The 21,320-nt window shown below is 57.0% G+C and carries 19 protein-coding genes and 1 pseudogene; 11 read left to right on the top strand and 9 right to left on the bottom strand.

Annotated elements, in window-relative coordinates:
* Nucleotides 1-60: 60 nt before the first annotated feature.
* The gene (locus H8F22_RS01010; protein ID WP_228758647.1) at nucleotides 61-1,032 is read right to left on the bottom strand and encodes a transporter substrate-binding domain-containing protein; all 972 of its coding nucleotides are present in this window, start codon (nucleotides 1,030-1,032) and stop codon (nucleotides 61-63) included.
* A gap of 577 nt (nucleotides 1,033-1,609) precedes the next feature.
* Nucleotides 1,610-2,800 (bottom strand): purine nucleoside transporter PunC, encoded by a 1,191-nt coding sequence (gene punC / locus H8F22_RS01015; RefSeq protein ID WP_194939640.1) that lies wholly within the window; start codon nucleotides 2,798-2,800, stop codon nucleotides 1,610-1,612.
* A 122-nt stretch (nucleotides 2,801-2,922) separates the two neighbouring features.
* Between punC and punR the strand changes: the two genes are divergently transcribed.
* The 8 genes from punR to H8F22_RS01055 all read left to right on the top strand — a co-directional run bounded on the left by punR (nucleotide 2,923) and on the right by H8F22_RS01055 (nucleotide 11,867).
* Nucleotides 2,923-3,840, top strand: a complete 918-nt coding sequence (punR, locus tag H8F22_RS01020; RefSeq protein ID WP_194939641.1) for a DNA-binding transcriptional activator PunR — start codon at nucleotides 2,923-2,925, stop codon at nucleotides 3,838-3,840.
* 277 nt (nucleotides 3,841-4,117) lie between these two features.
* Entirely contained in the window at nucleotides 4,118-4,972 is an 855-nt protein-coding gene (locus H8F22_RS01025) for an aromatic ring-hydroxylating oxygenase subunit alpha (RefSeq protein WP_194939642.1), read from the top strand.
* Between the two features lie 29 nt (nucleotides 4,973-5,001).
* Entirely contained in the window at nucleotides 5,002-6,753 is a 1,752-nt protein-coding gene (locus H8F22_RS01030) for a Rieske 2Fe-2S domain-containing protein (RefSeq protein WP_194939643.1), read from the top strand.
* A gap of 11 nt (nucleotides 6,754-6,764) precedes the next feature.
* Nucleotides 6,765-7,403, top strand: coding sequence for a glutathione S-transferase family protein (locus H8F22_RS01035; protein WP_194939644.1), 639 nt, complete (start codon nucleotides 6,765-6,767; stop codon nucleotides 7,401-7,403).
* Nucleotides 7,404-7,444: 41 nt separating this feature from the next.
* Nucleotides 7,445-8,818, top strand: coding sequence for a nucleobase:cation symporter-2 family protein (locus H8F22_RS01040; protein WP_194939645.1), 1,374 nt, complete (start codon nucleotides 7,445-7,447; stop codon nucleotides 8,816-8,818).
* 43 nt (nucleotides 8,819-8,861) lie between these two features.
* Complete coding sequence (locus H8F22_RS01045) at nucleotides 8,862-9,968, top strand: S-(hydroxymethyl)glutathione dehydrogenase/class III alcohol dehydrogenase (RefSeq protein ID WP_194939646.1); 1,107 nt, start codon at nucleotides 8,862-8,864, stop codon at nucleotides 9,966-9,968.
* 65 nt (nucleotides 9,969-10,033) lie between these two features.
* Nucleotides 10,034-10,879: an S-formylglutathione hydrolase gene (gene fghA / locus H8F22_RS01050; RefSeq protein WP_194939647.1), complete on the top strand. Its 846-nt coding sequence runs from the start codon at nucleotides 10,034-10,036 to the stop codon at nucleotides 10,877-10,879.
* Nucleotides 10,880-10,907: 28 nt separating this feature from the next.
* Nucleotides 10,908-11,867 (top strand): LysR family transcriptional regulator, encoded by a 960-nt coding sequence (locus H8F22_RS01055; protein WP_194939648.1) that lies wholly within the window; start codon nucleotides 10,908-10,910, stop codon nucleotides 11,865-11,867.
* 250 nt (nucleotides 11,868-12,117) lie between these two features.
* On the opposite strand, the gene H8F22_RS01060 is transcribed toward H8F22_RS01055, so the two are convergent.
* A complete protein-coding gene (locus H8F22_RS01060) occupies nucleotides 12,118-13,557 on the bottom strand; it encodes an IS1182 family transposase (protein ID WP_194939649.1) in 1,440 nt (479 codons plus the stop codon).
* Between the two features lie 677 nt (nucleotides 13,558-14,234).
* Here H8F22_RS01060 and H8F22_RS01065 point away from each other — a divergent pair.
* From H8F22_RS01065 to H8F22_RS01075, 3 genes are all read left to right on the top strand, one after another.
* Nucleotides 14,235-15,308 carry an NAD(P)/FAD-dependent oxidoreductase gene (locus H8F22_RS01065; RefSeq protein WP_027925343.1) on the top strand — a complete coding sequence of 358 codons (1,074 nt, stop codon included), beginning with the start codon at nucleotides 14,235-14,237 and terminating at the stop codon, nucleotides 15,306-15,308.
* 126 nt (nucleotides 15,309-15,434) lie between these two features.
* The gene (locus H8F22_RS01070; protein WP_059183015.1) at nucleotides 15,435-15,857 is read left to right on the top strand and encodes a hypothetical protein; all 423 of its coding nucleotides are present in this window, start codon (nucleotides 15,435-15,437) and stop codon (nucleotides 15,855-15,857) included.
* 181 nt (nucleotides 15,858-16,038) lie between these two features.
* Nucleotides 16,039-16,356 carry a DUF7677 family protein gene (locus tag H8F22_RS01075; RefSeq protein WP_009048737.1) on the top strand — a complete coding sequence of 106 codons (318 nt, stop codon included), beginning with the start codon at nucleotides 16,039-16,041 and terminating at the stop codon, nucleotides 16,354-16,356.
* A gap of 232 nt (nucleotides 16,357-16,588) precedes the next feature.
* Here the strand turns inward: H8F22_RS01075 and H8F22_RS01080 are convergent.
* The 6 genes and pseudogenes from H8F22_RS01080 to H8F22_RS01105 form a co-directional block, all read right to left on the bottom strand.
* Nucleotides 16,589-17,961: pseudogene (locus H8F22_RS01080) on the bottom strand (transposase).
* 88 nt (nucleotides 17,962-18,049) lie between these two features.
* On the bottom strand, nucleotides 18,050-18,460 hold the full coding sequence (gene fos, locus H8F22_RS01085; RefSeq protein WP_059181040.1) for a fosfomycin resistance glutathione transferase: 411 nt from the start codon (nucleotides 18,458-18,460) through the stop codon (nucleotides 18,050-18,052).
* Nucleotides 18,461-18,716: 256 nt separating this feature from the next.
* A complete protein-coding gene (locus tag H8F22_RS01090; RefSeq protein WP_081743999.1) occupies nucleotides 18,717-19,094 on the bottom strand; it encodes a c-type cytochrome in 378 nt (125 codons plus the stop codon).
* Nucleotides 19,095-19,192: 98 nt separating this feature from the next.
* The gene (locus tag H8F22_RS01095; RefSeq protein ID WP_194939650.1) at nucleotides 19,193-19,555 is read right to left on the bottom strand and encodes a DUF6124 family protein; all 363 of its coding nucleotides are present in this window, start codon (nucleotides 19,553-19,555) and stop codon (nucleotides 19,193-19,195) included.
* A 474-nt stretch (nucleotides 19,556-20,029) separates the two neighbouring features.
* The gene (locus H8F22_RS01100) at nucleotides 20,030-20,245 is read right to left on the bottom strand and encodes a DUF4287 domain-containing protein (protein WP_027925333.1); all 216 of its coding nucleotides are present in this window, start codon (nucleotides 20,243-20,245) and stop codon (nucleotides 20,030-20,032) included.
* Between the two features lie 76 nt (nucleotides 20,246-20,321).
* Nucleotides 20,322-21,206: a LysR family transcriptional regulator gene (locus H8F22_RS01105; protein WP_027925332.1), complete on the bottom strand. Its 885-nt coding sequence runs from the start codon at nucleotides 21,204-21,206 to the stop codon at nucleotides 20,322-20,324.
* Nucleotides 21,207-21,320 lie beyond the last annotated feature (114 nt).

The following is a 21,320-nucleotide window of genomic DNA, read 5'->3' on the forward strand; positions in this document are numbered from 1 at the left end:
GCTCGCAATGACCGAGTCAAGTCGGACTTCTGTGTCATTTGCTCAGGTACTCGTCAAGCTTTACAGCGCTGGTTTGTCACTGCGGGCCTTGAGATTGGCTTTGAGCTGTTCGCTCATCGGCATATTCAGATTCATTCCTTTTGGAGGAATCGGTGATTGAAACCACTTGGTGTACAGCCTTGCGAATTCGCCCGACTCCATGAGGCGGGTGATGGTGCCATCGACCAATTGCTTGAATTCAGGATCATCTTTGCGAAGCATGCAGCCGTAGGGTTCGACTTGCAGCGCATCACCCACGACTTCGTACGAATCGGGATTTTTGGAGTTCGCCATGAGGCCAAACAGCAGAATATCGTCCATGGCAAACGCCACGGCACGATCATTTTCAACCAGCGCCAAGGAGTCGTCATAGTCTTTGCCCAAGACGACCTGTATGTCTAGATTGTTGTCGGCACTGTATTGGCGGAGAACCTTCTCGTTCGTGCTGCCGACGGTGCTGGCGACCGTCTTCTTTGCGAGATCGGCGTAGTTCTTTATGCCGGAGGTCTTCTTGGTCAATAGACGCGTGCCGGTGTAGAAATGACTAATTGCAAAAGCCACGTCCTTGCCACGCGCAGCGTTGTTGGTGGTGGATCCGCACTCCAGATCGTATGTGCCATTAACCAGCAACGGAATGCGGGTTTGCGAAGACACAGGAATGTAAGCCACTTCCAAGTTCGGTCTCTTGAGCTGCCTGCGCACATCATCAACGATGGCATCCGTTAAATCGACTGAGAAACCCACCGCTTCGGTAGGACCGATCAAGTAGCTGAAAGGTATCGATGCCTCCCGGTAAGACACGGTGATTTTATTACTGTCGGCAATTTTTTCGAGTGTCTGCGAGTTGGCGGGAGATGCAAGGGCAGACAAGCCTGCGGCGAGGATTGTCGTTGCTACGAAATATGAGGTTTTCATCGGACACCCTTTAAAGTATGAAAAAGGCAAAAACATCTCAAAAACACACTGAAAACCGTAAAGGACGTAAGCACCCATTTCCGCCGTGTCTACGAAACGTTATTGCAAACACTACGCCCAGGTACGGTAGATACGTTGAGCCAGATCAGAAAACCGAGTCATGTGCGAAGTCGCGCGAACTCCATCGCGACGTTCAGGCGCAGAACAGGTAGTTTTTATTTTATTAATACCGCTCGGATTGCCGGCGCGTCAGCTTCAGACGTCACGCTGCCGATTGGAGTATTGGGGTTGGAAACGAGGGAAGATGTTTCGCTGACACTTAGGCGCATCTGAAGCCTGGGGCTTAACGTATCGATCGATATGGCGCGCCGCCCGCTTGAGGTTGGCCGGTGCAAGCACTCGCGCCATCAGCGTGTCCGGCTACGCTTTCGTCCACGCCACAGACGCCGCCGCTGCCTTTGCCCTGTCAGCCGTCATCCTCAGTTAGAGGACTTTCACCTCCAAGTCACCAGCGTGGCCACCACAGCCAAGTTGGTTGCCCTTGCGCGCAACGCGCCATGCCTGGCGCACAATGAAAACGGGCGCCGTGGAGGCGCCCGTTTCTTGTTTGCGCGTTGGCGTGTCAGCCACGCCCGTAAGAAATGCCGAATCGCTGTTACCGGTCTGTTTCAAACCGCTCTGCTTCGTCGCGCTTACGCCGTTGAATCCAATACCCCAGCACTACCAGCGGCGCGGTCACCAACATTACCTCCACGGTGATCTGCAACGGCTGCTCAATCCGCGACGACACCAGCAAACTGGCGAAAAAGCACAAACCCAATTGCAGCGTGTTTTGTAGCGCCGCGGCCTTGCCGGAGTTTTCGGCAAATGGCATCAGCGCATTCGTCACGATGATCGGGAAACTTGCACCGTTGACCAGCCCCATGACGCAGAACGGGATTAGCAGTGTGGTGAGAGTCGGCGTGGTCAGCGTCGCCACCAGGTACAGCGCCACCATGCTTACGCAATAGGCGAGGATCAGCCAGGGCAGCATGATGTTGCCGCTGATCCGTTGCAGCAGGCTGCGGCAACTGAAGCCGCCGATCAAGAATCCCAGGGTTGGCAGAACGTAGCTCAGGCCGATGTCGCTGGGGCTGTAGCCCATGCCGCCGAGGATGAAGGGTGAGGCGGTCAGCCAGGCGAAGAAGCTCGCCGAGCAGGCGGCGTAGATCAATACGTTGCCGCTGAACGCCGTCGATTTTAGGAGTTGTCCGAAACTGATGCGGGGGCGTTCGCCATTGGCTATCAGCCGTTTCGGCGCGGCTTCGAGCAACGCCGTTGGCACCAGCAATGCGACGCTGACGCCAAACAACACCGCAAAAATCGCCTGCCACCCCCAGTGATTGAACAGCAGCGCGCCCAGGAGTGGCGCGAGTGCGGGCGACAGGGACATCAGCGGGATGATCCCGGCAAACAAGCGATTGGCTTGCTGCGCCGGGTAACGGTCGATCACCAGCGCTTGCCAACTAACCGCCGCCGAACACACGCCGATGGCCTGGATAAAGCGCAGCCCCCACAATTGCATGGCGGTCTCGACCCAAAACATTCCCAGGCAACCCAGCGCGAACAAGCTCAAGCCCATCAACAACACGGGTTTTCGGCCGATGCGATCCGATAGCGGCCCCCACAACAATTGTCCAACGGCAAAACCAGCTAGGAAGATGCTCAGGCTCGCCCCGACTGCACCGGCCGACAGATGCAGCTCGCCGCCGATGACGCTAAACGCCGGTAAATACATATCCATGCCCAAGTAGCCAAGCATGCTCAGCCCAACCAGGTAGCAGGTGAAACCAAAAGAGTTTTTCATCAACGCCCTAACTGACTCTTCAGTCAAATAATTTGTTAGCAGCGTGCCATTATGGGCGGTGAGTTTTTCGTGTGAAGCGATAATAATTGGACGCTCTTATCAATATTTTTGAAGGCACCTGAATGTGGTCTGAATATTCCCTGGATGTGGTCGATGCCGTGGCCCGGCACGGCAGTTTCAGCGCCGCGGCTCAGGAGCTGCACCGCGTGCCTTCGGCGGTCAGCTACTCCGTGCGACAGCTGGAACAATGGCTCGCAGTGCCGCTGTTTGTGCGGCGCCATCGTGACGTCGAGCCGACAGCGGCCGGCAAGCTATTTATTGAGCAGGCCCGGGGCGTGATGAAAACCATGCTCGATACCCGCCGTCTGTGCCAGCAAGTGGCCAACGGCTGGAGCGGGCAGTTGAAAGTGGCGGTCGATGCCATCGTCAAACAAGAACGCTGCCGGCAATTGGTGTTGGACTTTTATAAACAGTTTCCTGACGTGGAGTTGCTACTCGGGTACGAGGTGTTTAACGGCGTGTGGGACGCCCTCGCCGATGAGCGCACCGACATCGTGATCGGCGCCACGAGTGCCGTGCCGGTGGCCAGTCACTACAGCTTCCGCGACATGGGCCTGTTGAACTGGTTGTGCGTGGCCAGCACCCGGCATCAGCTGGCGTCATTGAACGGTCCGCTGGACGACGATCAATTGCGCCCCTACCCCGCGCTGTGCATGAACGACACTTCACGCCACCTGCCCAAACGCGACACCTGGTCCGTGGACAATCAGCGTCGGCTGGTGGTGCCTAACTGGGCCTCGGCCCTGGATTGTTTGCGCGAAGGCTTATGCGTGGGCATGGCGCCGGCACACCTGGTGCGGCAGCTCATTGAGCAAGGCGAACTGGTCGCCCTGAACCTGCAGCGGCCCTTCGCCGCCAGCCCGTCCTGCGTAGCCTGGAACCAAAACAAGCATTCGCCGGCCATGGCCTGGTTACTCGATTACCTGGGGGATGCCGAGACGATGAATCAGGAATGGTTGAATGGAGAGGTCATCATTTAAAACCAGGGATATTGAAGAAGACGTCCATCGTTGGTGACATACCCGCTTGATACGATTCGACGGAGTGCCATTTCGAGCCCGGTAAGGTCGGCGCGCTTTCTAGTAAGCAAAGAGAAAAATCGTCGATATTTCACATACAAGGCTTCCGAGCAGACATATGAAAAGTTTTCATAACTGGAATGAACCATAGGCGTTAGTTAGATCTCAATCCCCCCTCTTATTGTTGCCCTACAGGACGGTGACAGAGCCGTATTCAGAATAATAAGAGGAGGAAAAGATGGAAATCGAGGCAGCAGTCTGGAACGAATGGTATCCAGTCGCGGTGGAGGCGGATCTAAAAAACGGTTCTCAGTACCGCACCCGCGTTCTGGGTTGCGAGATTGCATACGGCCGCGATGCTGATGGTGTATTCAGCGCGCGTCTCGCCGACGGCAGCGGCACGTCGTGCCGCACGCAGACCTGCTACCACACCCACTGGATATCACTCGGCGAGCCAGACAAGGGCTTTTTCGCATTACCCGAGTTCAACGAGTCCGACCGGCGCGTGCTTGGCCTGGGTTCGATGCAGATCCATGCTTCCGGTCTGCGCGTGGTCGAGAACTTCCTCGATATGGCGCATTTTCCGTACGTCCATGGAGGCCTATTGGGCGAAGTGCCGCATACCGATGTCAAGCCGTACCAAGTCGTTCTCGATAAAGAGAACGACGAGATTTTTGCCAATGATTGCTCCTTTTACCAGCCGATGGCCGGCGCGGCTGCCACGGGCGGTATCGACGCACAGTACATTTATCGAGTGGTTCGCCCCCTGGCTTCCATCCTCTATAAGACCAGCGTGTCCGACTCGACGCGGCGCGATGTCATCTGTCTGTTTACCCAGCCCTTGAGTGAAGACTGGTGTGTCGCCCATCTCTTGCTGGCCTGCATCGACGACGTCCACACCGACAGCGAGCTACGTCTGTTCCAGCAGACCATCGTCGGCCAGGATCTGATGATCCTGTCCAACCACCTGCCGCGAACCTTGCCTCTTGATCCGAAGTTCGAGGTGCCGACGCGTGCCGACGCGATGTCGGCCGCCTACCGCCGCTGGCTGTCCGATAAGGGTGTCGTCTACGGCACCTACCGCGCCGCCTGATCACGCCGACCATCGAAGAGGAGTACAGCATGAACACCCAAGAGAACACCTGGTACCCGGTGGCACGCACTGACGACCTGCACATGCGCCACGTCTTTCAAGGTCAACTGCATGGCGTCGAGCTCGCGCTGTGGCGTGCCGACGACGGCCGTGTGAACGCCTGGGAAAACCGTTGCCCGCACCGCAGCGTGCGCTTCACGCTCGGCGTGAACACCGGCGAGAAGCTGCGCTGCCAGTACCACGGTTGGCAGTACCAGAGCGGCGACGGTCGCTGCACCTTCATTCCCGCCACAAGCCAGACCGCCCCCCCCCCAAGCTTGTGCGCGCAGACGTTTGCGGCGACGGAAGCGAACGGCTACGTGTGGGTCAGCCTGGTGGCGAAGGGGACGAACTCCGGCGCCGTAGCGTTCTCGCCGGAGTTCACCCCATTGCCGCTCGCATTGCGCAGCCTGACCTTCAACGCGGGCCTCGACGTGGTCGCCGCTGAACTGGCTCGCTACGCCGACTACGATGAGGACGCCGTGCCTGGCTCAAGCGCGCTGTTGCGAAACCGCGCCGAGATCGACCTAGCATGGCAGACCGAGTCAGGCGGTCGCGAGGTACGCTTCTGGCTGCAGCCAGCGAACGAGGCCAAGACCATCGTGCATGGCTCAGCCAACCTTGTCGGCATGGACGAGCGCGAGACGTTGCGCTGGCACAACCGCCTGCTGACGACGCTACGTCGCCATGTGGAAAACCGTGAATCATCCGCGGGTCATCCCCCGCTGGCTGAGGCCGTGGCTAAATTGCACTTGATTCCCATCGTCCAAAGCGCTTCCCGAAACACCGCTTCCAGCAGCAGAACCTTGATCCGGACGACTGTCGCGGCGCGCTGGAATACCGCCGAGGACATCGTCGCGTTCAAGCTGGCGCTGTTGGATGGCGAACGCGTCGACTTCGACGCAGGCGCGCATCTTGACGTGCATACGCCGAACGGTCTCGTGCGCCAATATTCGCTGGTGAATGCGCCGGGCGAGCGCGACCACCTGGTGATCGGCGTGAAGCTCGAACCGGCGTCGCGCGGCGGATCGCGTTCGCTGCACGAGTCGCTGCAGGTCGGCGACAGCTTGACCGTGGCGGCACCGAAAAACCACTTCCCTCTCGTCCCGGACGAGGGTGGCGTGCTGATCGCAGGCGGCATCGGCATCACCCCGATCCTGGCGATGGGCGCCTCGCTGCAACATGCAGGGTTGCCTTATGCACTCCACTATTTTGCGCGCAGCAAAGCGCATGTCGCCTTCAACGATCGCCTCGCCGAGCTGGACGGCCTGCAGCTACACACGGGTCTGACAGTGGATGCCACGCGCGACGCAGTCGATGCAGCGTTTATCGCAGCAGGCTCGGAGCGCCACGTCTACGTATGCGGGCCGCGTCCGTTGATCGACTTGGTGCGAGAACGGGCGGCGGTCAACGGCATCGCCGACGCGCGCGTCCACTTCGAACTGTTTGCTAACGAGGTGTCGCACGACGCGGACAAGCCCTTTCGCGTGAGGCTGCAAACAAGCGGCACCGAATTCGTCGTGCCGGCCGGCGTCAGTTTGTCCGACACGCTGAAGGCTCACGGCGTCGTGCTCGATACCTCGTGCGAGCAGGGGGTGTGCGGTACCTGTCGCACCGGGGTGGTCGACGGCGAGCCTGAGCACCGCGACGTCTACCTAAACGAAGACGAAAAACAGAGCCACCGCTGCCTGATGCCATGTGTATCGCGCAGCCGTTCCGAACTCTTGGTTCTCGACCTGTAAGGGAGTGGAAAATGATCACACTGTACGACTACGAACTGTCAGGCAACTGCTACAAGTTGCGCCTCTTTATGAACATGCTCGGCCTTGACTACCAGAAACTCGGCGTCGAGTTCTTCCCGGGCAAGGAACACAAGAGCGACACCTTTCTCGCGATCAACCCGCTCGGCCAACTGCCGGTGCTCGACGACGACGGCTTCGTGCTGCGCGACGCGCAGGCGATCCTGACCTATCTGGCTGCGCGTTACGATGACAGCGGACGCTGGTATCCGACCGACAATCCGCAGTCGTTGGCCGAGGTAAATATGTGGCTGGCGTTCGCCGACGGCATCACCAGCACCGCGTCGGCAGCGCGTCTGCACGATTTGTTGCGTTATGAGCTCGACGCCGACCAGGCACGTGCTGGTGCCCATGCGCTGTTCAGGGCGCTCGACGAGCGACTGTGGTTCTCCGAGCAGGAGGATGGCGGTTGGATCTGTCGCGGCGATCACCCCACCATCGCCGACATTGCCTGCTTCCCCTACGTAATGCTGTCCGATGAGGGCGGCATCTCTCTCATCGACTACCCGGCGCTGCGCCGCTGGACCGACAGAGTAAAACGTTTGCCGGGATTCATCGTGATGTCCGGCATTTTCGAAACAGCAGCATCCTAAGCTGGGCCATCTAATACAAAAATTAAATGAGAGGCAGCAAGATGAAAACCAAACGTTACTACCCCTCCGCGTCTCGTTGTTCTGCGGATGAAGCGCTACCGCTGGGACGTCTGTCCATACTCGGTTTTCAACATGTGCTGGTGATGTACGCCGCCGCAATCGCGGTGCCGCTGATCATCGGCGGCGCGCTGAACTTGTCCAAGAGCGAGATTGCCTTCCTGATCAGCGCCGACCTGTTCGTTTCCGGCCTCATCACCATCGTGCAGACGGTGGGGGTGCGCTGGTTCGGCGTGAAGCTGCCGATCATGATGGGTGTCTCGTTTACCGGTATTGGCGCGATGATCGCCATCGGCGCCAAGCCCGGCTTGGGTTTGCCAGGCGTATTCGGTGCCATGTTGGTGGCAGGCGCCATCGTCATCTTGATAGCACCCTTGATCGCGAAGATGTTGCGCTTCTTCCCGGAGGTGGTAGTCGGAACAATCCTCTTGGCCATCGGCGTTTCGCTGATGGAAGTAAGCGTGACTTGGGCTGGCGGTGGATATGGTAACCCCGATTTCGGCAACCCACTGTATATCGCCGTAGCGTTCGCGGTGCTGATGTTCATTCTGTTGATGGCCAAGTTCGCCCGCGGCTTTCTCAACAATGTTTCGGTGCTGCTCGGTACCGGCTTCGGGGTGGCGGTCTGCCTGTTGCTAGGCGAGGTCCACTTCGACGGAGTGAGCGAAGCGCCGTGGTTCGGTCTGGTGGCACCCTTTCATTTCGGCGCACTCAAGTTCGATTTCTGGGCAATCGTGAGCATGACGGTCGTCATGCTGGTCAACGTGATCGAAACCGCCGGCGTGTTCATGGCGGTCGGCAGGATGACAGACAAGCAGATGACGCAGGCGGATCTGGTGCGCGGTTTCCGGGCCGATGGTCTGGGTGCCGTGATCGGCTCGATCTTCAACATCTTCCCGTACACCTCCTACTCGGAAAACGTCGGCCTGTTGGAAGTAACTGGGGTGCGCAGTCGCTGGGTCTGTGCAATGGGCGGTGTGCTCCTGATCGTGCTGGCGCTGATTCCGAAGCTGTCCGCCGTGGTCGCCTCGGTGCCGGTCTTCGTGCTCGGTGGGGTCGGCATGATCATGTTCGGCATGATTGCGATGGCTGGCATAAAGATACTCAGCCATGTCGACTTCGTGAACCAGCCACTTAACGGTTTTACCGTGGCCGTCAGCGTCGGCATCGGCCTGGCCCCGGTCTTAGCCAAACACTTTTTCGACAAATTCCCGGTGGAAATGGCGCCGCTGCTGCAAAGCGGGATCGTACTGGCAGCTATTTCTGCGGTACTGCTGAATTTGCTGTTCAACGGAGTACAGCAAAACCAAAAGAAGAAACCTGAGGCAGTGGCAGTAGAAAAGACTGCGACTGCATGACTTGTTACTTGTCCGTTGTATTCGGACCCTCCTGGAGCGAAATATGAAAACCAAAGCCGCAGTCGCCTGGAAAGCCGGGGCCCCGCTGACCATCGAAACCGTCGATCTAGCAGGCCCGAAAGAGGGCGAGGTGCTGGTCGAACTGAAAGCCACCGGCATCTGCCACACCGACTACTACACGCTGTCGGGTGCCGACCCCGAGGGTCTATTTCCGGCCATCCTCGGTCACGAGGGTGCAGGAGTAGTGGTCGACGTCGGCCCGGGCGTGAAGACGCTAAAAAAGGGCGACCACGTGATCCCGCTGTACACGCCTGAATGCCGCACGTGCAAGTTCTGTCTGTCGCAGAAGACCAATCTGTGCCAGGCGATCCGCTCGACACAAGGCCGCGGGTTGATGCCGGACGCAACCAGCCGCTTCTCGCTCGACGGCACACCCATCCTGCACTACATGGGCACGTCGACCTTCTCGAACTACACCGTAGTGCCGGAGATCGCGCTGGCGCAGATCCGCGAAGACGCGCCGTTCGATACCGTCTGCTACATCGGCTGCGGCGTGACTACGGGCTTGGGCGCGGTAATCTTCACCGCCAAAGTCGAGGCGGGCGCCAACGTAGTTGTTTTCGGCCTCGGCGGTATAGGCCTCAACGTGATCCAGGGCGCGAAGCTGGTTGGCGCCGGTAAGATCATCGGTGTCGATATCAACCCGGCACGCGAGAAAATGGCACGCAAGTACGGAATGACCCACTTCATCAATCCGAAGGAGGTCGACAACGTCGTCGACGCAATCATCCAGCTCACCGACGGCGGCGCAGACTACGCGTTTGAGTGCATCGGTAACGTCAACACCATGCGCCAGTCGCTTGAGTGCTGCCATAAAGGCTGGGGCCAGTCGATCCTAATCGGCGTCGCCGCCGCTGGCGAGGAGATTAGCACCAGGCCATTCCAGCTCGTCACCGGTCGCGAGTGGAAGGGCTCGGCCTTCGGCGGAGCACGCGGCCGCACCGACGTGCCGAAGATCGTCGACTGGTACATGGAAAACCGCATCAGCATCGACGACATGATCACCCACCGGCTAACCCTCGATCAGATCAACGACGGCTTCGATCTGATGAAGCGCGGCGAGTCGATCCGCTCTGTAGTCGTCTACTAAGTTTGGGGTTGCCCCTTGGCGGGCGACGGTATCCACAGCGCCGCCCGCACCTTTTGGGAGAACACATGGAAATCCTAAGCCAGCACGACTGCTTTTCCGGCCGCCAGGGCTTTTATCAGCACGACTCGCGCGCCATCGGCCTGAGCATGCGCTTTTCGGTATACCTGCCGCCGCAGGCCGAACACGGCAAGGTGCCGGTATTGATCTACCTTGCCGGCCTGACCTGCACCGAAGAGACCTTCATGATCAAGGCTGGCGCACAGCGAGTGGCGGCAGAACTTGGCATCGCGCTCGTGGCCCCCGACACTAGCCCGCGCGGTGCGAACATCGACGGCGAGGAAGTGGATTGGGACTTCGGCACCGGCGCCGGCTTCTATATCGACGCGACCCGCGAACCGTGGTCGCGCCACTACCGGATGGAAAGCTACGTCGCGGGCGAGTTGCCCAGAATGTTGGCCGAACATTTTCCGGTCGATATCACACGCATGGGGATCTTTGGTCATTCGATGGGCGGCCACGGCGCGCTGACGCTGGCCTTCAAGTACCCGGACAGGTTCAAGTCGCTGTCGGCGTTCGCACCTATCGTCGCGCCGAGCCGCGTGCCGTGGGGCGAGAAGGCGTTCGGCTGCTACCTCGGGGACGATCGTGAAGTGTGGAAACGCCACGACGCGTGCGAATTGCTCAAAACGCTGGGCGAGCCCTATCCGGGCGAGATCCTGATCGACCAGGGGCTGGCCGATCAATTCCTCGAGGTGCAGCTCAGGCCCGAGTTGTTTGAAGTCGCCTGTAACGAGGCCGGGCAGTCGCTGACACTGCGTCGCCAAGCCGGCTATGATCACGGCTACTATTTCATCTCGACCTTTATTGAAGACCATTTTCGTCATCACGCGCGCGCGCTCGGTCTGTGCTAGCGGCGCGTGGTAGCGCGGGGGAGAAACTTTGCACAACGTCGATCTGAAGTCGCTGCAGGTATTCGCCACCCTGCTCAAGGAATGCAACGTCACGCGTACTGCGCAGCAGTTGCACATGACGCAGTCGGCGGTCAGCCATACACTCGGCCGGCTGCGCGAGCTGTTTCGCGATCCGCTATTCGTGTCGGCTGGACGCGGCATGGTGTCGACGCCGCGCGCGCTCGAGTTGGCCGAGCCCTTGAGGCGCGCGCTTGATGCCATCGAAGCGCTGGTGCGCCCCGTCGAGGCGTTCGATCCTGCGAGCTTTGATGGCGTGTTCCACATCGCCACTACCGACTACATCGGCTTCATCCTGCTGCCGATCTTGGTGAAGCGGCTGAGTGAGGTCGCCCCTGGGGTCGAGTTGAGCATCAAGCCGCTGAAGCCACAGGACGACCTCCTCGCCCTCAAGAACAACGAGATCGACCTGGTCCTGTGGAATGAAGAGACCGCGACGCCCAATTTCTACGTGCGCAAGCTGTTCTCGGACCGGCTGAAGGCCATAGTGCGCGTTGGTCATCCCGAAATCGACGGCAGCCTGTCACTCGAACAGTTCCAAGCTGGTCGTCACCTGCGCATCAGTAGCCATCACGGCGCGGTGAAGGAGGCGGTTAACGGTCTCTACGAAAAGTACGGGGTGCGAAGTAAGACCTCGGTGACCGTGCCGCATTTCTTGCTGGCTTATCGCCTGGTCGCCGAATCCAATCTGATCGGCACCATCGCCGAGCTGACTGCACGCCGAATCGTCAAAGAGCTACCCTTGCAGGTGCTCGAACCGCCGGTCGAAGAGGCCCGCTTCACAGTATCGCTGGTGTGGCACGAGCGCCGCCACACCGACCCGGCGCATCGCTGGCTGCGCGGCGAGATTGCCGCGGCAGCCGAAGTCATCCGCGAGGAGCAGGCCCAATGGGCTACCCCTCTTCATTGCACCCCCTTGCATGAGCGATGACAACGCCTATGCCCTGGGTCGCATGGCGAATTACTGCCCATCGTGCCCTGTACGGAAACTTGATTTTCGACTTATGCGAATGAGCGGTAAGTGCGATTGATGGATTTCGCCGCGCTCAACCCAGCCTAGGGTTGCAGGTCGACTGTCAGCGATGGGTCCAGGCTGTGTGAAAACGCGCTAAATACGTCGAAAACCGAGAGTCGCGAGGATTGCCTGTGGAATCAGCGGGCGGAAGCGCGAATAACCTTAGTCAGCGACATAGACGTTCGTAATGCCGTTTGTGGTTGTAGGCGAGCACATGAAGGCTCATTTCGGTACTTACCCTCGGAAGTGTTTTGGTCAGGAAGTGGGTGGCGCCCATCCAATATTTAAGCATTCCCAAAGGATGCTCAACAGTCTGGCGGCGAACCTTCATCTTCCCGGGGTCGTGCTCCAGCCGAGCCTGCATTGCGTCGATTACCGCCTCATGCTCCCAGCGCTTCACACGGCGCTCCTTACCCGTCGTACATTGCTTTTGCATTGAGCAGGACTGGCAGCCCGAGTAGTAGTAACAATGCAATAACATGCCGTCTTCCATCGACGAATGCCGCCTGGTTAGTAACTGCCCCGCAGGGCATCGATACTCGTCCGACGCAGTAAGGTAGATGAAATCCTGCTTGCCGAATCGGCCTTCGGCTTTGCTGCCGGATGTCAGGGGTTTCGGTACGAAGGTAGTGATGCCGGCTTGCTCGCAGGCAAGGATTTCCAAGCCCTTGTAGTAGCCTCGGTCGGCCACCACCGTTAGCGATTCAGCCTCGATTTCTTCACGCGCCTGGTTCGCCATATTGCTCAGTTGCCCACGATCATTACCAACGTTAGTCACCTCATGGGCAACGATCAGATGGTGTTTGTCGTCGACAGCTGTTTGTACGTTATAGCCGACCGTTCCGGTGCCTCCGCCGCTCGTGGCCATTGAACGTGCATCTGGGTCTGTGAGGGAGATCTGCTGGTCTGGACTTTCGTGGAGCTGCGCCTCGATGTCCTTGAGTTTCTGCATCAGCTTTTTCAGCGTTTCTATTTTTTCTTTAAGCCGCTCTGCTTTGGCCTCGGCCACTTCGGGCGTTGCCCGATCCGCCGAATCCGTCGCCGCCAGATAACGGTCAATGCTCTGTTCGATCTGCTGCATGCGTGCCTTGACTTTGCCCTGGGTGAAGTTACGGTCACGATTGTTGACGGCTTTGAACTTGCTGCCATCGATGGCGATAATCGACTGAGAAAAGAGATTGAGGTTGAGGTTGAGGTTGAGGTTGAGGTTGAGGTTGCGACAAAGAACTACGAACTGGCGGCAGACGCTACGAATGGCTTTGCAGTTGTCTTTGCGAAGGTCGGCGATGGTCTTGAAATCTGGAGCCAAGCGCCCCGTTAGCCACATCAACTCGACGTTGCGCTCGGCCTCACGCTCTAGTCGACGGCTGGACTGAATCCGATTGAGATAGCCGTAGATATAGATCTTCAGCAAGACCGCTGGATGGTAGGCCGGACGACCCGTTGCAGCAGGATCGACGCCCTCAAAACCAAGTGCGCCCAGGTCGAGTTCATCGACGAAAACGTCGACCACTCGCACTGGATTTTCTTCGGTTACGTAATCGTCCAGACACTCCGGCAGCAGAGTCACTTGCGTCCGGGCCTCGCCTTCAATGAATCGCTTCATGATCGTCCTCGATGCGATCTAGACGATCAAAAGATTAGACAAGCACTGGCGTTTTCACCCGTTCTCCTCGACTTCTGCCTGTCATGAAAAGCCGTTTCGATCTAAACAACCCCCGTCATCGTCTCTAGAGCGATGTTCGGTCGACACCTTGTACAATCTCGCTTGTTACAAAACCCACCCCGCAATGATCGCAATAAAACCCATCAACCAGCTGCTCCAGCGGCGCTGCTTTCAGAAGGGCTGGCTTGCATTCATCAACTGCTAGCTGATCCAAGCGTTGATAGCCTGCTTTTTCTTCCCCATTGAAGCGTTTTTTGGGCTTGCTGCTCCTATCAGAATTCCCTTTGGTCTGACGTGTTGGACCGATCCACAGCGGGGGCAGGATTCCATAGGGTTTTGGTTCATGGCATGACCTGATTTGAGAGGGGCGAGAGTAATGATACCGATGAACTCAAGAAATCCTTTAACCAATGTCGTAAGAACTGACCTCCAGAGCAGTGAAGATGATTCCGTATATCTACGGACTTCACGTAGAGACGCCCCGTCCCTATCGACGCTGACGTTTTCACACAGCCTGGGCCAGAAGCAGACACTCAAAAAGCTGAACGATCAGGTTCTCATGTCATGAAATCATCCAGCTGTCGTACCATCGGCACATCGACAGAACGGAGGTTGATATGGGAAATGGTCAGGACAAACGAGTCGTTGTCATTGGTGCAGGCATCGTTGGCGCGTCATTGGCGTATCACTTGGCAGGTAAAGGCGCGAATGTCACTTTGGTAGAAGCTGAAGATATAGCTTCGGGAGTGACTGGCAGCTCATTCGCTTGGCTCAATGCCTCACACCCCGAACCTGACCCAATTGCGCAACTGCGCGGTTCTGCCATCAAGGAGTACCGCCGACTCGAAACGCAGCTGCCAGGTCTGGAGATAAGATGGACAGGTGCCTTGTCTTACAGCGTGATGGCGATTGGAGCGCTGCCGATCTCAGGTCACCAAGCTTCGGCAAACCTGGTGTCTCGATCGCAGATTCTCGACCTGGAACCAAATCTCAAGAACCCTCCCCAGTCTGCTCTGTATGCGGCTGAAGAAGGAGCGCTGGACGCAGTGGCAGCTACGCATGCGTTGATCGCAGGTGCCCAGGCGTATGGGGCGAAGATTCTCACTCAGACGCGAGTGCTCGGTTTTGTAACCCAGAGTGCAACGGTGACCGGAGTCGAAACAACAATAGGCATCCTCGATGCCGATATTGTCGTACTGGCAGCCGGGACAGGCATCACGAAACTGACAGACATGCTTGGAGTGTCCCTGCCAATAGAGGCCTCGCCTGCCATTTTCATTCGTTACAAGTCACAACCCAACCTCGTGCACACCCTCATCTCCAGCCCTGAAATGGAAGTGAGGCAAAGTTCGGATGATGCGTTGCTGGCGGCAGAAGATTACCTGGACGACGCCATGGAAAATCAGCCGGCTGCGATAGCGCTTCGAACTGCCAAGACAATCCAGAACGAACTCCATGGTGTTGTTTCCATAGATCCGGAACGGGCTTGTGTCGGACTCAGGCCCATGCCTGCCGATGGCATCCCCATCATCGGTTATCTACCCAAAGTGGGTGGCGTCTACGTTTGTGCAATGCACCCTGGAATTACTTTGGCTGCGACAGTGGGACGTCTGGCCAGCGAGGAGATCATCGATGACAAGGCGTCCAGTGCCCTTTGTCCATGCCGGCCCGATCGATTTTTGCAAGCGTAGGGGGGATCCTCTTGTGAGGCAGAAATCGACCAGGAGCAGACATTCGAACCGCTGACCAATACACTGCCGCGACAATCGTACTCAAAAACTTTTGAGCAAATGTTCACGCAGGAAGAAGGGTTTCAAATGAGTCTTGATCTGTACCTGGAAGCGGATAATGCACTCACAGCCCCGACATTGAGGAAAGCCTTAAACGATGCTGATGCCTGGGAAATCAACGTAGTTGGCGACAGTTTGGAAGCTACCTTTATCTCGGGACTAACGTTGAGTACCGATGGCGTAATCACGGACTCAACAATTTACTCCGAGGATACGAAGGGCATCGACTTCCGTGTTGCTATGCGTTGTACCATCAGAATCAAAGGCCCCGAGCCGGAGGGGCAGTCTGCTATGGACGATCTGGACAAAATAGCGCAATCCATCGCTCAGACGTGCTCATCCCTCTTCCTGATAAGCTTCCAGCTCGAAGAAACATTGTACTGGCGGGACACAGCGGGGCTGCACCGTCCTGATGCCAGAACCTCCAAAAACAATGACGAATCCACCTGAGCGCACTCTGTCTACTACTGGGCATTTGCTGCACATCTCGATGAAATGGCTATTAGCTGCTTTTCGCGAAGGGCCGCTTTGGATCGGTTCGGGCCTGTCTCGACCACAATAAAACGGCAAAAAAGCACATGCTTGATTATGAAGCAGTTAAATCCAGAATATTTACTAAAAGAAAATGTACATGAAGAAGCTAAGTAATGATTTCAGTGGAGCACTCCGAACGTTTGCGTACTTCATGGCAAGTGGAAGCCACTACATGCTTGAAAACGTAGAGTACCTCGACATTTATGGCTCTGAGCCGAGTGCAATTGAGATGGTCTTCGCGATATTCGCGAACGTAATAGAGATGGACAGCGAAGGCAACGTGCTCAATTTCACCTATGCCCAAAGGAGAGCGACTGACTACTTAAGGTCATACTGCGACCCATCTTTCAAAGTAACGCCGCCTCTTGAAGACTGGGAAACCGAGCTCTATGGGCCGCCCTCACTCGGACGCTAAGAAATGGCTTTAGCTCGCAGACACGGGGGACCGGAAAGGGTCGAAAGATCCAGCCGAATGGCTGCTTTTGGCCGATTCTGTTGAAAAAGTCGGATTTTCCGCTCGCCTGAACTCAGGCACGACCATCGCCTAAGAACCGACTCACCACATGGAGTGGTTTCTCGGCCGTTCGTTGACCTTTGCTGCTCAGTTAGTGGGTTAATTTGAGGTTCTTTGCTGAGTGCAGGCGCACCTATCCCGTGGCAGGAGGCCCTTGAGATGTAAATTTAGCCAGCCGTCGCAGGTTCTGTACCGCAGCGGCCAGCATGAATTCATCCGTCGCGCCACTCATGCCACGTAGTCTCAGGCGCTCCAATTTCAGGATGCGCTTGAGGTGGGCAAACAACATTTCGACCTTCTTACGTTCGTGGCGAGAGCGCACGTACGCAGGTGTCGCTGCGATGCGCCGAGCCACATCGCGCGCGGCTTCATGGACGCTGCGGGCGATCTTGCGGAGCGCAGTGTTCGGGCAGCACTTGGCTTTCATCGGACAGGCAACGCAGTCGGTCTGCCTGGATCGGATGATGATGGTGCTGGCTTTGGTGACGTGCGAACGCTCATTCTTGAAGGCTCGCCATTCGCTGCGTAATGCGTTACCGGCTGGGCAGCGGTATTCCTCGGCCTCTTCATTCCAGTGGAAATCGTTACTCGAAAAGCTGTCGTTCTTGCGCTCGGTTTTGCCCCACACCAGCACATGCGGCTCGATGTCTTTTTCCTCCACCATCCAGACCAGCATCGGCGCGGTACCGTACGCGGTGTCGCCGAAGAGCCGATCTGGCTTGATGTCGAACTGCTCTTCGACGCGGTCAATCATGGTCTTGGTGCTCTCGACTTCAGCGGTTCGATGAGCCGGTGTGGGTCCCACATCCACGATGACACCGTGCTCGGTATCGATCAGATGGTTCGTGGAATAGGCGAAGATGCAGGGCCGCCCGGTGCAGCGGTCCAGCGGGCTTGAGGATCCGTCAGCGATAGGCGCTTCGGTAGCGTTTCGGCCAGGGCCTCCTCATCAAGCGCTTCAAGGTACTCACGCACCGCGCGGGAGCTCAGGGACGGATCGCTCCAGTTGACCGATTCATCACCCGGTACGCCGCGCTGGCGACTCGCATCCGCTTTGATGATGCTGGCGTCCACGGCAAAGCCTTCGCCCTTGGCCAGGCCTGCGTCCATGCAGCGACACAGCACTTCATTGAACAACTAGCGAAACAGATCACTGTCCCGAAAACGGCCATGTCGATTCTTGGAAAAGGTCGAGTGATCGGGGACTTCATCTTCAAGGCTCAAGCGGCAGAACCAGCGATAAGCCAGGTTCAAATGGGCCTCCTCGCACAACCGCCGCTCTGAGCGAATGCCGTAGCAATAGCCCACGATCAGCATGCGGATTATCAGTTCGGGATCAATCGAGGGACGCCCAATCGGGCTGTAGAAGTCGGCGAGGTAATGGCGCAGGTCGTTCAGATCAAGACACCGATCAATGCTGCGCAGAAGGTGATTGGCGGGAATGTGATCTTCAAGGTTGAACGAGTAAAACAGTCGTTCCTGCCCACTCGATAACTGTCCCATCATGCTGTGTGATCCCCCTCCGGCCAATGAAGAGATTTTGCCGGAGGCCAGATAGCAGAGCTACTTTTTCAATAAAATCAGACGAAAACGGTCAGTCAAAAAACTCCATACCTGCATACGGATGGCGCCGACATTCCTCAAGCCTTGAAGCGAGGCTGCCTACATGCACTTCCAGACGATGCCCATCGGGATCCGAAAAATAAAACGAGTTACCTTCGCTCGAATTGGATTTCCACTCAATAACGTTACGAAGCCGCAAGTAAGCGGTGACTTCTTCAAAATCATCCTGCCCCACCGAAAACGCATAGTGGGTGTAATCAGGCTGTTTTTCCGCCACACGACTCTCATCGAGAGACAGACAAAGCCAGAGATCACCGAGGGAAAGATAAGCCCCCGTCTCCCAGCGGGCAGCCAATCTAAACCCAGGTAGAGCCTCATAAAACTCAATGCTGCGAGAGAGGTTCACAACCGCCAACGTAAAATGATTCAAGCCAGTCAACATGAGCATCTATCCAGAATCAGTCCACGAGAACGGTTGAGGATATCAACATCGACTTTTTCAACACAATCGGCCGTTATTTGCCTGTCACAACCGCAGCCGACTGCTGCTGGATGCGATGAGCCGCCCGAGGTTGTATTCCGAGATTGCTCATGAGCGATTTACCTGCGAGAGGTCGGCTGGCTCATTTGCATTGCCCCACACGTCCTCAAACCTGAAATGGCTTTTAGCTGTCTGTGCCTGTCTCTCATCTCAAACATCACCGTTTTTTTGAAATAACACCCCCCATGTATTGATTCAAATCGCGCAGATCTTTAATGCTCCATGAGTACGGCGATAGCTTTACACCGTTCTCTCGTAACGTTTTTGGAATTAAGTCTCCATTGGGACGAAGTATTATCGATGACACAATCACGCCCGGATAATCATTTAATCGTTTTTTGAAAGCGGAGGTTGTTAGATCAGGTGTAGGAGGATTGCTTTTATTAGCCAATGGCCCTGTAGCTTTGAGATCTATTCCGTGACACATGGCGCATCGCTGTAAATAGAGGTTTTTTCCATTAACATTTTCAGCGAAGGATAGTGATGTTTGAGCTAACGACACCCCCCCTAGAAAAGTGATGAATAATAGTTTCATGGTTTTTATCTTCCTTGATGGAATCAGCGTTGACTGGGTGCGATTGGTGGTTGCGCTCTGTGGCGAGCAATCAGTTTCCCGCCACAGAGGGGCCGTGCTTACTCCTTCACTTCAACCTTATCCAGCGCCTGATTCACCGCCAGTTCCCCCAGCATGACCACCTGCGTAATCCCCAGCAGCGTCTTGCGGTGTGAGTTCTCCAACAACGCCGCGAGATTGCTGAGCATGGTGGTCGCCGAGCCCAGTGATTCGCTGGCGTTGACCAGCAGGGATTCTGAGTCGCACTTGGGGTTGGCGAGGAACATCGGTTCGGGTTCGTGGGTGCTGGCCATGATCTGGGCGGCCGGGTTGAGATAGTGGTCGAGGGCGCGTTCGGCCGCTTCGTGGAGTTTTTTCGAATCGAGGGATTCGTAGGGCGATGCCGGATCGGTGTCGGGTGGGTTGGGTGTTGGTTTGAACATAGATGAAACTCCTGGAAGAACTATTGAGGAGCCATCACCCTTCGCTACCAAACGAATGGTGGTGACCATACACAGGTTGGTAGACCGGTCCAGGAACCCGGCGCTCCCGAGGGAGCCCTGCGCATGGGCACCATAAAAAACAGAGATTAAAACGATCTCTGTAAAAGGTGGCGCTATACGCCTGGACATACTGGGCTACCAAACCCGATCACTGTTTTTCAGTGACCCAGCCACGATAAAACCCGCGCCCCAGACGCACAAGCCGGCGAATTCTGTCTTACCCGTAGGCGATGGCGCAAGGCGTTGTAGCCTTTGGCTGGTAACAGGAGGCTTCGCTTAAACAGATGCGGGTTTTGTTGTTTAAGCGCCAGACAAATGAAATCCCTGTGGGCGCGAGCAAGCTCACCCCCACAGGGTTTTGTGTTTTGTCTGAGGGATCGGGGGGGCACAAACATGCCCTGCCCCCCTGCCCGGTCACTTTTTGTTGGCGGCCAGATAGTGCGCGACCAACGCATTGGCATGGCCATGGCCCATGCCGTGTTCATCTTTCAACCACGCCACGATTTCCATGTGCTTCTTGTCGCTCACTGTTCCGAGCAACGCCAGCCAGTGGCTAATCGGCTGCCCATACTTTTTCTCAATGGACGGGAAGTACGACGCCGGTCCTTTTACTTTTGTGTCTTCGGCCATGCTGCAAGCTCCCTTTGTCACGACGGAGTGTCGGATAACGCTCCTTGTCGTCAGCCCATAGAGTGGCCGCGATTGGCTATCCCAGCAACAACCCCTGCTCCGCCTCACACAACCCCACCACATAGTCCCAAACCACCCGCAGCCGCACCGACTTGTGCAACTCGCGCCGGGTACTGATCCAGTAACTTCGCTCAATACTCTCGTCCGGCAACAACGGCACCAGGTCCGCATCTGCACTTGCCATGTAACAAGGCAACACCGCAATCCCCAACCCGGAGCGCGCAGCCTGTTGCTGGGCGATGACGCTGGTGCTGTGAAACACCACCCGTGGATTGCGGCAGAAGCTATTAAGGAACATCAATTCCTGGCTGAACAGCAAGTCGTCGACATAGCCGATCCAGGCATGGCGCCCGAGGTCTTCGCGGCTGCGCAATGGCGGTGAGCGATCGAGATACGCCTGGCTGGCGTAGAGCCCCAATCGATAGTCGGTGAGTTTGCGGGTGACCAGCATGTCGGCGGCCGGGCGTTCGAGGTGGATGCTGATTTCGGCTTCGCGGTTGAGGATGCTGACGAAGCGCGGCACCGCCACCAGTTCCACTTCCAGTCCCGGATAGCGTTCGAACAAGCCGTTCATGCGGCTGGCAAGGAACATGATGCCCAGCCCTTCCGTGACGCCGACGCGAATCTTGCCCAGTGGCGCGGTGGACTGGGTGATTTCTTCCTGGGCCAGCAATGCGACGTTTTCCATGGCTTCGGCGTGTTTGAGCAGCGCTTCGCCGGCCGGGGTCATTTCGTAACCCTGGGCATGCTGGACGAACAGCGCCGTGCCGAGGCTCTTTTCGATGGCCTCGATGTGCCGCGCGACTGTGGCGTGGGTGGTGTTCAAACGGCGGGCAGCGGTAAGCAAACGCCCGCTGCGCTGCAACTCGAGAAAAAACCGCAGGTCATTCCAGTCGAACATGATCCGTCCTTGAGGCAATGCTGTTTAAAAACGCACAGCGGCTGCGCAAAAACTAACATTCTTTTGACGAAAGCGAACAACTAGGATGACCGACAACAAGAACAACAAGACGAG

It is taken from the genome of Pseudomonas mucoides (genome assembly GCF_015461845.1).
GTDB classification, from domain to species: Bacteria; Pseudomonadota; Gammaproteobacteria; order Pseudomonadales; family Pseudomonadaceae; genus Aquipseudomonas; species Aquipseudomonas mucoides.

Bases quoted from the DNA above. Each gene is read 5' to 3' on its own strand.
- H8F22_RS01010 (WP_228758647.1), bottom strand. From the start codon at position 1,032: ATGGGTGCTTACGTCCTTTACGGTTTTCAGTGTGTTTTTGAGATGTTT.
- punC (WP_194939640.1), bottom strand. From the start codon at position 2,800: ATGAAAAACTCTTTTGGTTTCACCTGCTACCTGGTTGGGCTGAGCATG.
- punR (WP_194939641.1), top strand. From the start codon at position 2,923: ATGTGGTCTGAATATTCCCTGGATGTGGTCGATGCCGTGGCCCGGCAC.
- H8F22_RS01025 (WP_194939642.1), top strand. From the start codon at position 4,118: ATGGAAATCGAGGCAGCAGTCTGGAACGAATGGTATCCAGTCGCGGTG.
- H8F22_RS01030 (WP_194939643.1), top strand. From the start codon at position 5,002: ATGAACACCCAAGAGAACACCTGGTACCCGGTGGCACGCACTGACGAC.
- H8F22_RS01035 (WP_194939644.1), top strand. From the start codon at position 6,765: ATGATCACACTGTACGACTACGAACTGTCAGGCAACTGCTACAAGTTG.
- H8F22_RS01040 (WP_194939645.1), top strand. From the start codon at position 7,445: ATGAAAACCAAACGTTACTACCCCTCCGCGTCTCGTTGTTCTGCGGAT.
- H8F22_RS01045 (WP_194939646.1), top strand. From the start codon at position 8,862: ATGAAAACCAAAGCCGCAGTCGCCTGGAAAGCCGGGGCCCCGCTGACC.
- fghA (WP_194939647.1), top strand. From the start codon at position 10,034: ATGGAAATCCTAAGCCAGCACGACTGCTTTTCCGGCCGCCAGGGCTTT.
- H8F22_RS01060 (WP_194939649.1), bottom strand. From the start codon at position 13,557: ATGAAGCGATTCATTGAAGGCGAGGCCCGGACGCAAGTGACTCTGCTG.
- H8F22_RS01065 (WP_027925343.1), top strand. From the start codon at position 14,235: ATGGGAAATGGTCAGGACAAACGAGTCGTTGTCATTGGTGCAGGCATC.
- H8F22_RS01070 (WP_059183015.1), top strand. From the start codon at position 15,435: ATGAGTCTTGATCTGTACCTGGAAGCGGATAATGCACTCACAGCCCCG.
- H8F22_RS01075 (WP_009048737.1), top strand. From the start codon at position 16,039: ATGAAGAAGCTAAGTAATGATTTCAGTGGAGCACTCCGAACGTTTGCG.
- fos (WP_059181040.1), bottom strand. From the start codon at position 18,460: ATGTTGACTGGCTTGAATCATTTTACGTTGGCGGTTGTGAACCTCTCT.
- H8F22_RS01090 (WP_081743999.1), bottom strand. From the start codon at position 19,094: ATGAAACTATTATTCATCACTTTTCTAGGGGGGGTGTCGTTAGCTCAA.
- H8F22_RS01095 (WP_194939650.1), bottom strand. From the start codon at position 19,555: ATGTTCAAACCAACACCCAACCCACCCGACACCGATCCGGCATCGCCC.
- H8F22_RS01100 (WP_027925333.1), bottom strand. From the start codon at position 20,245: ATGGCCGAAGACACAAAAGTAAAAGGACCGGCGTCGTACTTCCCGTCC.
- H8F22_RS01105 (WP_027925332.1), bottom strand. From the start codon at position 21,206: ATGTTCGACTGGAATGACCTGCGGTTTTTTCTCGAGTTGCAGCGCAGC.